The 12,822-nt window shown below is 65.2% G+C and carries 11 protein-coding genes; 7 read left to right on the top strand and 4 right to left on the bottom strand.

Features of this window, described 5'->3' with window-relative positions:
* Nucleotides 1-3: 3 nt before the first annotated feature.
* Entirely contained in the window at nucleotides 4-915 is a 912-nt protein-coding gene (locus IVB13_RS11550; protein WP_247295885.1) for a LysR family transcriptional regulator, read from the bottom strand.
* 115 nt (nucleotides 916-1,030) lie between these two features.
* On the opposite strand from IVB13_RS11550, the gene IVB13_RS11545 reads away from it, so the two are divergent.
* Nucleotides 1,031-2,038: an aldo/keto reductase gene (locus tag IVB13_RS11545; protein WP_018455783.1), complete on the top strand. Its 1,008-nt coding sequence runs from the start codon at nucleotides 1,031-1,033 to the stop codon at nucleotides 2,036-2,038.
* Nucleotides 2,039-2,047: 9 nt separating this feature from the next.
* On the opposite strand, the gene moeB is transcribed toward IVB13_RS11545, so the two are convergent.
* Nucleotides 2,048-2,851: a molybdopterin-synthase adenylyltransferase MoeB gene (gene moeB, locus IVB13_RS11540; RefSeq protein ID WP_018455782.1), complete on the bottom strand. Its 804-nt coding sequence runs from the start codon at nucleotides 2,849-2,851 to the stop codon at nucleotides 2,048-2,050.
* A gap of 229 nt (nucleotides 2,852-3,080) precedes the next feature.
* Here moeB and IVB13_RS11535 point away from each other — a divergent pair, with 229 nt between their 5' ends.
* Complete coding sequence (locus tag IVB13_RS11535) at nucleotides 3,081-4,439, top strand: serine protease (protein ID WP_026233023.1); 1,359 nt, start codon at nucleotides 3,081-3,083, stop codon at nucleotides 4,437-4,439.
* A 77-nt stretch (nucleotides 4,440-4,516) separates the two neighbouring features.
* On the opposite strand, the gene ggt is transcribed toward IVB13_RS11535, so the two are convergent.
* Nucleotides 4,517-6,196 carry a gamma-glutamyltransferase gene (gene ggt / locus IVB13_RS11530; protein ID WP_247370542.1) on the bottom strand — a complete coding sequence of 560 codons (1,680 nt, stop codon included), beginning with the start codon at nucleotides 6,194-6,196 and terminating at the stop codon, nucleotides 4,517-4,519.
* A gap of 239 nt (nucleotides 6,197-6,435) precedes the next feature.
* Here ggt and IVB13_RS11525 point away from each other — a divergent pair, with 239 nt between their 5' ends.
* Complete coding sequence (locus tag IVB13_RS11525; RefSeq protein WP_085362015.1) at nucleotides 6,436-7,179, top strand: ParA family protein; 744 nt, start codon at nucleotides 6,436-6,438, stop codon at nucleotides 7,177-7,179.
* A 270-nt stretch (nucleotides 7,180-7,449) separates the two neighbouring features.
* Here the strand turns inward: IVB13_RS11525 and mutM are convergent, their stop codons facing one another.
* Entirely contained in the window at nucleotides 7,450-8,355 is a 906-nt protein-coding gene (mutM, locus tag IVB13_RS11520; protein ID WP_018455778.1) for a bifunctional DNA-formamidopyrimidine glycosylase/DNA-(apurinic or apyrimidinic site) lyase, read from the bottom strand.
* Between the two features lie 81 nt (nucleotides 8,356-8,436).
* Between mutM and ubiE the strand changes: the two genes are divergently transcribed.
* Genes ubiE through dut form a run of 4 tightly spaced genes read left to right on the top strand, consistent with a single transcriptional unit; the run spans nucleotide 8,437 to nucleotide 12,741 of the window.
* On the top strand, nucleotides 8,437-9,198 hold the full coding sequence (gene ubiE, locus IVB13_RS11515) for a bifunctional demethylmenaquinone methyltransferase/2-methoxy-6-polyprenyl-1,4-benzoquinol methylase UbiE (RefSeq protein WP_247295877.1): 762 nt from the start codon (nucleotides 8,437-8,439) through the stop codon (nucleotides 9,196-9,198).
* Complete coding sequence (gene ubiB / locus IVB13_RS11510; protein WP_026233022.1) at nucleotides 9,195-10,769, top strand: 2-polyprenylphenol 6-hydroxylase; 1,575 nt, start codon at nucleotides 9,195-9,197, stop codon at nucleotides 10,767-10,769. The genes ubiE and ubiB overlap by 4 nt, the downstream gene beginning before the upstream one ends.
* 56 nt (nucleotides 10,770-10,825) lie before the next feature.
* A complete protein-coding gene (gene coaBC / locus IVB13_RS11505; RefSeq protein ID WP_018455775.1) occupies nucleotides 10,826-12,286 on the top strand; it encodes a bifunctional phosphopantothenoylcysteine decarboxylase/phosphopantothenate--cysteine ligase CoaBC in 1,461 nt (486 codons plus the stop codon).
* Nucleotides 12,283-12,741 (top strand): dUTP diphosphatase, encoded by a 459-nt coding sequence (dut, locus tag IVB13_RS11500; RefSeq protein WP_018455774.1) that lies wholly within the window; start codon nucleotides 12,283-12,285, stop codon nucleotides 12,739-12,741. The genes coaBC and dut overlap by 4 nt, the downstream gene beginning before the upstream one ends.
* Nucleotides 12,742-12,822 lie beyond the last annotated feature (81 nt).

The following is a 12,822-nucleotide window of genomic DNA, read 5'->3' as shown; positions in this document are numbered from 1 at the left end:
GGTCTATTTGCTGCGTGTTTCGCGCTTGCGCCAGTCGGCAACGAAATCGATAAAGGCCCGCAGCGCCGGCGGCGTTTGTCGCCGGCTTGGATAGTACAGGAACGGCCCGGGAAACGGCTCGCACCAATCCTGAATCAGACTGACGAGCGCGCCGGACTTCAGGGCTTCGCCGACATAACCATCAAGCGTCGCCCAGATGCCGGCGCCGTCGAGCGCGGCGCGCATGGAAAGGCCCATGTTGGTCGAGATCAGCTTTGCCGGCGGATCGACCTTCACCAGCTGGCCGGCCTTCTCGAACTCCCAATCGTGCATGACACCGCTGGAGTAGCGGGCGCGGATGCAATTATGGTCGAGCAGATCCTTCGGATGCTCCGGCTTGCCGCGGCGCGCGAGGTAATCGGGCGAAGCGACTACGACATAGCTCTGCGGGCCGCTGAGCGAGATCGCGACCATGTCCTGCGCGAGATGCTCGCCATAACGTACGCCGGCATCGAAGCCCGCGCTGACGATATCGACAAACCCGCTCTCGGAAACGATCTCGAGGTCGACCTGCGGATAGGCCTTAAGGAACGGCCCGATCATGGGGGCCAGCACGAGATCGACCGCGGGTGGCGGCGCGTTAATGCGCAGCCGGCCCGAGGCCATCTCGCGCAGGCCCCGGACCTGATCGAGGGCCTCGCCGACATCGCGCAGCGCCGGAGCCACGCGCGACAGCAGCAGCTCGCCCGCCTCGGTCAGGGCGACGCTGCGGGTGGTGCGGTTCATCAGGCGGACGCCGAGGCGCTCCTCCAGGTCCCGCAATCGCTGGCTAAGGCTCGACACCGACACGCGAATATCGATCGCCGCGCGCCGGAAATTGCGGGTGCGGGCGACCGCCATGAAGACGTCGAGATCACGCAGGTCGGGCTCAGCCATTGTTCGTTAATGTGAACAAGCCATTCTCGATTGTCCAGCTTATCGGCGCAATCGATCAAGCGCATATCAGGCCTCGTCACGCGGCGCAGTCAGCGCCTTTTCGAGGAGAGCCATCATGGAACAGCGCAAACTCGGTTCGACCGGTCCCACCGTCTCCGCTCTCGGTCTCGGGTGCATGGGCATGTCCGAGGTCTACGGCCCCGCCGATCGCGGCGAGAGCATCGCCACGATCCACGCCGCACTGGATGCCGGCATTACCCTGGTCGACACCGGCGATTTCTACGCCATGGGCCACAATGAAATGCTGGTGCGCGAAGCGCTCAAGGAGGTGCCGCGCGACAAGGTGCAGATCAGTGTCAAGTTCGGTGCGCTGCGCGGTCCTGCCGGCGAATTCACCGGCATGGACACGAGGCCGGCCGCAACGAGGAACTTCCTAGCCTATTCGCTGCAGCGGCTCGGCACCGACTACATCGACGTCTACCGTCCGGCGCGGCTCGATCCCAACATTCCGATCGAGGAGACCATCGGCGGCATCGCCGATCTCGTGAAGGCCGGCTACATCAAACATATCGGCCTGTCCGAGGTCGGCTCCGCCACCATCCGCCGCGCGCATGCCGTGCACCCGATCGCCGATCTCCAGATCGAATATTCGCTGATCGAGCGTGGCATCGAACGCGACATCCTGACGACCTGCCGCGAGCTCGGCATCGGCATCACGGCTTACGGCGTGTTGGCGCGCGGCCTCATCAGCGGCCATTGGTCGAAGGACTCCGGCAAGACAGGCAAGGACTACCGGCTGATGACGCCGCGCTTCCAGGGATCGAATCTCGATGCCAATCTCGCATTGGTGGAGCAGCTGCGCGCCATCTCCGCTGAGATTGGCGCGACGCCGGCACAGGTCGCGATCGCCTGGGTGGCGGCGCAAGGCAAGCAGATCGTGCCGCTGGTCGGCGCCCGCACCCGCAACCGCCTCACCGAAGCACTCGGCGCGGCCAAGGTCACGCTGACGCCGGCTCATCTCGCCGTGCTGGCAACGGCCTTCCCGCCCGATGTCGCTGCCGGCACGCGTTACGCCGCTGAGCAGATGGCGCATCTCGACAGCGAGAAGCCGGCCACAGCATAACGTCTGCAATCAAGTGCGATGGGCGCTGAGATCGGTGATCACAGGCCCATCGCCATTGAGCGGATTGGCGGGATCGCGCGCGTAACGCAGCGTCTCGAAGCGCATCGCGCGCGCATCGATCATCAGGAGGCGGCCGACGAGGCCGTCGCCAAAGCCGACGATCTCGCGGATCGCCTCCAGCGCCATCATCGAGCCCATCACGCCCGCGAGCGCGCCCATGACGCCGGCTTCCGCGCACGCCGGCACGGTCCCGGGCGGCGGCGCTTCCGGGAATAGGCAGCGATAGGTCGGATTGAATTCGCCCTGCTCGTTTGTCTCATGCGCGCGGATGGTGGTCAGCGAGCCATCGAAGGTGCCGAGCGCCGCCGTGATCAGCGGCCTCTTGGCGAAGAAGCAGGCGTCCGAGGCCAGATAGCGGGTCGAGAAATTGTCGGAGCCGTCGAGCACGAGGTCATAGTCCCCGATCAGCGACAGCGCATTGTCGGCATTGAGCCAGGTGGCGTGACCGACGAAGCGGACATGCGGGTTGAGCGCCGAGATCCGTTCGGCCGCGCTCTCGACCTTGTGCCGGCCGATATCGGGCGTGGTGTGAATGACCTGGCGCTGGAGGTTCGACAGCGACACCACGTCGTCATCGACCACGCCGAGCGTACCGATGCCGGCGGCCGCCAGATACATCAAAGCGGGCGCACCGAGCCCGCCGGCGCCGATCACCAGCACGGAGGCCCGCTTCAGCGCAGCCTGGCCGGGGCCACCGACATCGCGCAGCACGATATGGCGGGCATAACGTTCGAGTTCGTCCGGGCTCAGCATCGTTATCCTTCCAGATCCTCTCCTCATGGTGAGGAGGCGCGAAGCGCCGTCTCGAACCATGCAGGCCCCGCTGCGGCTGCACGGCCTTCATCCTTCGAGACGCCGCTTACGCGGCTCCTCAGGATGAGGAGCTAGACCTCTCCTGCCGGTCTGAACCACCGCAACATTGTTCGCGACCAACGAGATGTGCTTCAATGGCATTGCGTTCAATGGGCGGGCTGGATTTGTCATGAGATCGATGCTTGCGGCAACACTGATGTTTGCGGCTGCGACAGGCGCGAACGCCCAGATGACGACACCGCAGCTTCCCGGCACCAAGCCGAAGCCGGTCCAGACCGTTCCGATCCGGCCTCCTGCATTGCAGACGCCGGCTGCGACGGCCGATGCCATGGCGCAGGCGGAGCGGCTGTCGCTGCAGTCCGACCTCGCCTGGGTCGGCCAGTATAACGGCGCCATCACCGGCGACGTCAGCGCGCGCCTGGTCGAGGCCATCAAGGAGTATCAGAAGGCCAAGGGCGGCAAGGCGACCGGCGTGCTCAATCCGCAGGAACGCGCAGCGCTCGCCGAGACCGCGCGCCGCAAACAGGACAGCGTCGGCTGGAAGATCGTGACGGAAATGACCAGCGGCGCGCGGCTCGGCATTCCCTCAAAGCTGGTGCCGCAGCAGGCGACCGACGCCAACGGCTCGAAATGGACCTCGCCCACTGGCACGGTGCAGGTTCTGCTCAGCCGCCGCAAGGAGGCGAACCCGACCACAGCCAAGCTTGCCGAAGCGGAGAAGAAAGAGCCGGGTCGCAAGGTCGACTACACCGTGGTAAAGCCCGACTTCTTCGTGCTGTCGGGTCTGCAGGGCCTGAAGAAATTCTATTTGCGCGGCACCTCCAGGGGTGACGAGGTCCGCATCATGACGATCCTCTACGATCAGGCGACCGAGAACACGGTCGAGCCGGTCGTGATCGCGATGTCGAGCGCCTTCAACGCGTTTCCGTCGGGGCCACAGGCGGGGCCGCCGCCACGCAAGACCGTCGAATATGGCACCGGCATTGTCGTCAGCGACGATGGCGCGATCCTCACGGACCGCCTCGTCACTGATAGCTGCCTCGCGATCACGATCGCCGGCTATGGCAGCGCCGACCGTCTCGCCGAGGACCGGGAACACGACCTCGCGCTGCTGCATATTTACGGCGCCCGCGGCCTGGAGCCCCTCAACCTCGCGGCCGGCGCAGCGAAGACGAGTGTCGATGTCATCGGTATCGCGGATCCGCAGAGCCAGGGCGGAGCCGCGGGTGTGTCGAGCCTCAAGGCTACGCTGGCATCCGTCGGTGGTGGCGATTCCCCACTCTCACCGCCACCGTCTGTCGGCTTCTCCGGCAGCCCCGCCATCGACGGCGACGGCAAGTTCGCCGGCATCGCACTATTGAAGCCGGCGATGGTTGCGGGCCCCGCGACGTCGGTGCCGGCGTCGCAGGCGGTGATGGTCTCCGCGGAGACGGTGCGCGATTTCCTGAAGGCGAACGGTGTCGCGGCGAACGGAACGTCCACAGATGCGAAAGCCGCTGTCGTGCGCGTGATCTGCGTGCGCAAGTAGCTCTCGTGTCCCGGGCGCGGTGCGGCATGAAATGCGCGCCGCTGAAGAAGCGCTGCGCTGCGTCCGGGGCATGAGACCTAGCTCAGCCTGAACCTGATCCCGGCCTTCGCAAGACCACCCGAGATCCCGACCGGCGTGCCGTCCGCACGCCAGCAAGCGGCGCCACTCATGGTGCCGTCGTCGTGGAAGGCGATACCATTCATGCCGCCGGCGACTGCCGCGACAGGCTGCACCTTGTGGCCGAGCTCCGCGAGCTTCGCGCGCACGCTCTCCGGCACCCTCTGCTCGACCTCAAGCGCATTGCCTTCGGTCCAGACCCGCGGCGCCTCGACTGCTTCCTGCAAGCTCATACCGTGGTCGATCAGATTGAGCAGCGCCTGCATCGCGCTCGGGAAGATTCGTTTTCCGCCGGGCAAGCCGAGCGCATAGCGCAACTTTCCATCACGGAGTGCCATCATCGGCGACATCGAGGTCGTCACCCGCTTGCCCGGCGCCAGCGACAGGGCGTGGCCTGGACGCGGATCGAACAGGTTCATGTAGTTGTTGGCGATGGCGCCCAGGCCCGGGATCATGATCTTGGCGCCGAACAGATTGTTGATGGTCTGCGTGGTCGCAACCACGTTGCCGAACGCATCCGCCGCCGTCATGTGCGTGGTGTGAGCGCCTTCAAGCTGCGACACGCCGGCGCCCCAGCTCTGCGCCCGTGCCGGATCGATCGCAGCGCGGCGCTCCTCGGCGTAGGCCTTCGAGGTCAGCCGCTCCACGGGGACGCCGACATAATCAGGATCGCCGCTGGCCGCGGCGCGGTCGGCGAATGCGATCTTCAGGACCTCGGCAAGATAGTGGATGGTCTCGGGCGTACCGAAGCCGAGGCCTTGGATGTCGTAGCCTTCCAGGATGTTCAGCATCTGTGCGATATGCACGCCGGAAGCCGCGGGCGGCGGCGGGCCAAAGATAGTCCAGCCGCGGTAATCGGCGCGGATCGGCTGCCGTTCGACGGTCTTGTAGCTGGTGAGATCGTTGCGCCGGATGAAGCCGCCGGCCTTTTCCATATAGTCGACCAGGATATCGCCAAGCGGCCCCTCATAGAGCGCCTTTTCGCCGTGGTCGGCGATATGCCGCAACGTCTCGGCATACTCGGCCTGTACCACGCGCTCGCCGACCTTGAGCGGCTCGCCGTCTGGCAGATAGATCGCCGCGATCGGCTTGTCCTTGCGCATCTCGGCGGCGCTCTCGGTGATGCATTCGTGCAGATAGGGTGTCGTCGCATAGCCGCGCGCGGCGTGCTTGATCGCGGGCTGCATGACGTCGGCAAGGCTCATGGTGCCGAAGCAGCGCAGCGTCTCGCACCAGGCTTTCAGCGAGCCCGGCGTGGCGACCGCCTTTGGTCCGTTGAGATTTTCATTGCCGACGGTGTCGAACACATCATGCGCGGAACCCGGCGTGGGGGTGTAGCTGGTGTCAAGCACCGCCGCGGGCACGGTGCTCTGTCCGTCGATGAAACGGTGGCTGCCGTCGGCGAGCCGGATGTGCGCCATGCCACCGCCGATGATGCCCACCATCATCGGCTCGACCACGGTCAGCGTGAACAGGGTCGCTATCGCGGCGTCGATGGCGTTGCCGCCGGCGGCCAGCATCTCCGCGCCGGCGCTGGAGGCCAGTGGATGGTTGCTGACCACCATGCCGCGGCTCGATACCGCCGGCATCTTCTGGCATTCGAAATTCGTCGCCGTCCGGTCGCGCCAGTTTCCGCCCATGCCGCTTGTCCTTATTATTCACGGCTGCAAGCACAGCACACGGACGAGTACGGGTCCAGTAATGGTACGGATTCGTTGGCATTCCCGATTCCGCCATCATCGTGACTGCTGATTCGGACCTCCGCGATCCCCTTTGGATCGGGCCGGCACGTCCTGAGCGAGAAGAGCTCAGCATCGAGATCGATGCACGTTCGCGTGGCGTTTCCCGAGACCCAAGCACTCCAAAGGATTGATCTTCAATGCACACGATCGCACTGGCCACCCAAAAGGGTGGCAGCGGCAAGAGCACGCTCGCCATCGGCCTCGCGCTGGCAGCCAAGCAGGCCGGCTTCACCGTTCGCCTGATCGAAACCGACCCGCAGGGCACACTGTCGAACTGGCAGCGCCGCCGCACCACCGATGATCTCGTCGTCGAGCCGATCTATCACGCCGCCGATATCGAGCCGCGCCTGAAGATGCTCGCCGACGGCGGTCTCCAGATTGCGATCGTCGATACCGCCGCCGGCCTCAGCGCCGCGACCACCGCCGCGATCCGCCATTCCGACCTCTGCCTGATCCCGGCACGCCCGAGCGTCGCCGACATCGAAGCGACCGTTTCGACGCTGAGCGTCGCGCGCGCCTGGAAGCGGCCTTACAGCTTCGTGCTGAACCAAACCCCGATCCGCGGCCAGCGCATCGACAACGCCGCCAACACGCTCGCCGAGGAAGCAGCGCTTGATCTCGCCGAGGTGCTCGCGCGTCCCCTGATCGTGATGCGCAACGATCACCAGGACTCGCTCGCCAGCGGCCTTGCGGTGAGCGAATTCGCGCCGAACGGCAAGTCGACCGAGGAGATCCGCGGCCTCTGGCATTGGATTGAGACCCGGCTCGAGCTCGACGTCACGACCAATGTCTTGATCGACCAGGTCATCGCGGCCGCGGACGGAATGTTGCACGTCGCCGCCGAGCTGGCCGCCGATGAAACTACGATACTGGCGTCCTGAGCGGGGGTATCGCTCGGATGGCAGCCGGACCTTCACCATCCGGAAGGGCCTTAGCGACGAAGCAATCCGGCCACCAGCCCGGCCGGATTGCTTCGCTTCGCGTTTTTGGGAAACTCTATCTCCGCTGTCATTGCGAGGAGCTTTGCGACGAAGCAATCCAGACTGCTTCGTTGGAAAGCTTCTGGATTGCTTCGCTGCGCTCGCAATGACGGTCGTGGTGGGCTCGTCACCGCCGCTGAACTTACGACCTCTCGGATACGAGCCTGATTTTCACTTCTGACATTTCGGACACCAGAAGGTCGACCGGCCGTTCTGCGTAAAACGCTTGACGATGCCGCCACATCGCGGCGTGGTGCATTTCTCGCCCTCGCGATCGTAGACCTTGAACGAGTGCTGGAAATAGCCGAGCTCGCCCGAGGTCTGGCGATGATCGCGCAAGCTGGAGCCGCCGGCCTTGATGGCGTCGTTCAGCACGGTGTGGATCGCGCCGACCAATCGCTTTGCATGGTCGGTCGGCTCGCCCCCGGCAACGCCCTTGCGTTGTCCGGCCTTGGTCGACAACGTCGCGGCGATCCGGCGCGGCGACAGATGCGAACGATGCAGGGCTTCGCAGACATAGATATTGCCGAGCCCGGCGACCACGCGCTGATCGAGCAGCGCGGCTTTCAGGCTCGTGGTCTTGCCGGCGCAGGATCGCGCCAGCATCGCGGCGTCAAATTCGTTGCCAAGCGGCTCGGGCCCGAGCCCGCGCAGCAGCGGCTCCTCGTCGAGCGCGCTGCGCGCGATCACTTTCATGTAACCGAAGCGGCGCGGATCGTTGAAGATGATGTCGGCGCCGGAGGACATCCGAAACAGCACGTGATCGTGCGCGGAGTCCTTGGCTCGCGGATAGTGAAACTCGCCCGGCGCCGCCTCGTTGTCCGGCTTGATGACGCGAAACGAACCCGACATGCCCAGATGCATCAACAGCACGTCGCCGGAGGTGAGATCGGCCATGAGATATTTTGCACGGCGGCCGAGCCCCGTGACGACCTGCCCCTTCAGTCGGGCCACGAAGTCCGGCTGGAAAGGAAAGCGCAAATCAGGCCTGCGGGTCTCCGCGACCAGGATTTTCGCACCCTCCATGACAGGCTGAAGGCCGCGGCGGACGGTCTCGACTTCGGGCAATTCGGGCATGGTCAGGCATTCACCTTATGAGAGCGGTGTGATAGCGCCATTGCGGCGGGCGCGCTATGGTCCGCCTCGTGGAGTAGAGTAATGGATCGGCCGGGCGAAACCACGCATTTTGGCTTCAGGGACGTCCCCCTGGGCGACAAGCAGACGCTGGTGAACGATGTGTTTCACAGCGTGGCGTCGCGCTATGATTTGATGAACGATTTGATGTCCGGTGGCCTGCATCGGGTCTGGAAGGACATCATGATCACCGCGCTCGACCCGCCGCGAGGCGACCGGCGGTTCGCGCTGCTCGACGTTGCCGGCGGCACCGGCGACATCTCGTTCCGCGCCGCCAAGGCCGCAGGCCCCGGCTTCCATGCCACCGTCTGCGACATCAATTCCGGGATGCTGGAGGTAGGCCGCGAGCGCGCCGCAAAGCGGCATCTCAAGACCCAGGTCGATTTCGTCGAGGGCAATGCGGAAGCGCTCTCCTTCGCCGACCGCAGCTTCGACGCATATACGATCGCTTTCGGCATTCGCAACGTGCCTCGGATCGATCTCGCGCTGGCCGAGGCCTATCGCGTGCTCAAGCCAGGCAGCCGCTTCCTCTGTCTGGAATTCTCCACCGTCGAGATGCCCGGACTCGATCGTCTTTATGACCTGTTCTCGTTCAAGGTCATCCCGCCGCTCGGCCGCATGATCACGGGTGACGCCGAGTCCTACCAATATTTGGTCGAGTCGATCCGCAAGTTCCCAAGACCCAACGCCTTCGCCGATATGATCCGTAATGCCGGCTTCGCCCGCGTGAACTGGCAGATATTGTCCGGCGGCATCGTCGCACTGCATTCGGGCTGGCGTTTGTGATCTCTGCCATAACCCATAGTGCGCGCCTGATGCGCGCCGCGTTCGTATTCGCGCGCGAGGGCGTGTTCGGCGCCGTCGATCCCAGCCTGGTGCCGCCGCCCGGACAGCTCGCGCTGAAGCTTGCGCGCATCGTCGAACGGGGCGGCCCTAAGGACGGGCCTCGGCTGTCGCGCGCGCTGACCCGGATGGGCCCGGCCTATCTCAAGCTCGGGCAATTTCTGGCGACGCGCCCCGATGTGGTCGGCGTTGCCATGGCGCGCGATCTGGAAAGCCTGCAGGATCGCCTGCCGCCGTTTTCGCAAGTCGAAGCGGAAGCCGTGATCGCGACGTCGCTGGAGCGTCCGCTGACGGACGTATTCGCGAGCCTCAGTGCGCCGGTCGCAGCGGCCTCGATCGCACAGGTGCATCGCGGCGAAGTCTTGCGCGATGGCATCCGCAAGGCGGTCGCCGTGAAAGTGCTGCGCCCCAACGTGGCCGCACGCTTCCGCCGCGACCTCTCCGACTTCTTCTTCGTCGCATACAAGGCCGAGTCCTATTCGTCCGAGGCGCGGCGCCTGCGTCTCATCGAGGTCATCAACACCATGTCGCGCTCGGTCGCGATGGAGATGGACCTGCGCCTCGAGGCCGCGGCGCTGTCGGAGATGGCGGAGAACACGCGCGACGATCCTGATTTCCGCGTACCGACCGTGGACTGGGACCGCACCACGCACAACGTGCTGACGATGGAGTGGATCGACGGCATCGCGCTGAACGATCACAAGCGCCTGGCCGAGTCGCAGGTCGACCTGCCCGATCTCGGCCGCAAGGTGATTCAGAGTTTCCTGCGCCACGCGCTGCGCGACGGCTTCTTCCACGCCGACATGCATCCGGGCAATCTGTTCCTGGATGACGCCGGTCGCCTCGTCGCGGTTGATTTCGGCATCATGGGCCGGCTCGGCATGAAGGAGCGGCGCTTCCTTGCCGAAATCCTGCTCGGCTTCATCACCCGCGACTATCGTCGTGTCGCGGAAGTGCATTTCGAGGCAGGCTACGTCCCGGCGCATCACTCGGTCGAGAACTTCGCGCAAGCGATCCGCGCCATCGGCGAGCCCATTCATAACCGCACGGCGGAAGAGATCTCGATGGCGCGGCTGCTGACGCTGCTGCTCGAGGTCACCGGCCTGTTCGACATGACCACGCGGCCCGAGCTGATCCTGCTCCAGAAAACAATGGTGGTGGTCGAGGGCGTGGCACGCGGCTTCGATCCCAAGCTCGACATCTGGAAGGTCGCCGACCCCGTGGTGCGGGAATGGATCGAGCGCAATCTCGGTCCGATCGGCCGGGTCCAGGGCGCGATCTCCGGCACCGGCGATCTCGCGCGCATCCTGATGCGCCTGCCTGATATCGCCGCGCGCTCGGTTACGGTGCTCGAACAGCTGGAGACCATGACCCGGGAGGGCATCCGGCTGTCGCCGGAGAGCATCGCGGCGATGGGCCGCAGCGAAGGCCGCAAGAACCGTTGGCGCACCGTGGCGCTCTGGATCATCGCCGCGACCTTCATCGGCATCCTGATCGCCGTCCGGAATCTTTGATTGCAGTGCAATCATGCGAATGATAGCATCGCCATCATTTGTGCTGGAGGGGTGTCATGGCGAGCCTGACCATTCGCAAGCTCGATGAAGGCATCAAAACTTACCTTAGGCTGCGCTCGGCCAGGAACCGCAGGTCGGTCGAGGAAGAGGTCCGGGTCATCCTCGGCGAGCTGATCGAGGGCCGCGAGGAGCCCCTGACGCCGTTCACGGCGCCGCCCGCGGCTTCCGCCACCCCCACGCCCCAGCGCAGCGGCGCCCTCCCCGAGGCCAACGTCACCCTGATCATCGGCGGCGGGATCGCGGCCTACAAATCGCTCGACCTGATCCGCAGGCTCAAGGAGCGGCGGATCGAGGTCCGCTGCGTGCTGACCAAGGCGGCGCAACAATTCGTCACGGCATTGGCCGTGAGCGCGCTCTCGCATGAGCGCGTCCACACCGACCTGTTCGATCCCGAGAGCGAGTTCGACGCCGGTCATATCCGGCTGGCGCGCGAGTGCGACCTGATCGTGGTGGCGCCTGCGACCGCGGATTTGATGGCCAAGATGGCCAACGGCCATGCCGACGATCTCGCCAGCGCCATCCTGCTTGCGACCAACCGCAAGGTCCTGCTCGCGCCGGCGATGAACCCGCTGATGTGGAACAACGCGGCGACGCGGCGCAACGTCGCGCAACTTCAACGCGACGGCGTGATGCTGATCGGGCCGAATTCCGGCGAGATGGCGGAAGCCGGTGAAGCCGGCATCGGTCGCATGTCCGAGGCGATCGAAATTGCGGCTGCCACCGAGCGACTGCTGCGGCCGCCGTTGCCGCGCCCCCTCGCCGGCAAGCGCGTGCTGATCACGGCTGGTCCGACCCACGAGCCGATCGATCCGGTGCGCTACATCGCCAACCGATCCTCCGGTAAGCAGGGCTTTGCGATCGCCGCCGCGGCACAGGCCGCGGGCGCCGAGGTAATCCTGGTCAGCGGCCCGGTCGATCTCAGCGATCCCCAGGGCGTGACAGTCAAGCATGTGGAATCGGCACGGCAGATGCTGGAGCAGGTGCAGGCCGCGCTCCCCGCTGACATCGCGATCTTCGCCGCCGCCGTCGCCGACTGGCGGGTCGCCAATGAAGGCGAGCAGAAGCTGAAGAAGACTTCGGCCGGCATGCCGCCGCTCCAGCTGGTCGAAAACCCCGACATCCTCGCGACGATCTCCAAGCTGACCGACCAGCGGCCGCCACTGGTGATCGGCTTTGCCGCCGAGACCGAGCACCTCATCGACAACGCCAAGTCGAAGCTTGCCCGCAAGGGCTGCGACTGGATTGTCGCCAACGACGTCTCCCCCGCAACCGGGGTGATGGGCGGAGACCGCAACACCGTGCACCTCATCAGCAAGAGCGGTGAGAAGAACGATGAGAAGGATGGCGACATTGCAGTTGATTCCTGGCCGGCGATGACCAAGGAACAGGTCGCCATTCGATTGGTCGCGCATATCGCAAAGAGCGTGACCGGCAAATCCCGGGAGCCCGCATCTTGAGCACCAAAGTCACCGTCGAACTGCAACGCCTGCCCCATGCGGAGGGGCTGCCGCTGCCGGCCTATCAGACCAATGATGCCGCCGGTCTCGACCTGATGGCGGCGGTGCCCGAGAACGAGCCGCTGACGCTCGCGTCCGGCCAATACGCGCTGGTGCCGACGGGACTCGCGATCGCGTTGCCGCCCGGCTACGAGGCGCAGGTGCGGCCGCGCTCCGGGCTTGCGGCCAAGCACGGCGTCACCGTGCTGAACTCACCGGGCACGATCGACGCGGACTATCGCGGCGAGATCAAGGTGATCCTGATCAACCACGGCCAGACCGCCTTCGTGGTCAAGCGCGGCGAGCGCATCGCGCAGATGGTGATTGCGCCAATGGTGCAGGCCGCGCTGGTTCCCGTGTCGACATTGTCCGCGACCGATCGCGGGACCAGCGGATTCGGCTCGACCGGCCGCTAACACACCGAATCACCCGAGGAATTACGCGAATTGGAACACCGCCTTCGGCATTTTTTTGGGACCGCCGTTGCGTTCACGATC

The organism is Bradyrhizobium sp. 17 (assembly GCF_023073515.1).
Taxonomy (GTDB): domain Bacteria; phylum Pseudomonadota; class Alphaproteobacteria; order Rhizobiales; family Xanthobacteraceae; genus Bradyrhizobium; species Bradyrhizobium canariense_D.
Note: the sequence above shows the minus strand (reverse complement) of the source record. Positions and strands in the feature narration are given on the sequence as shown.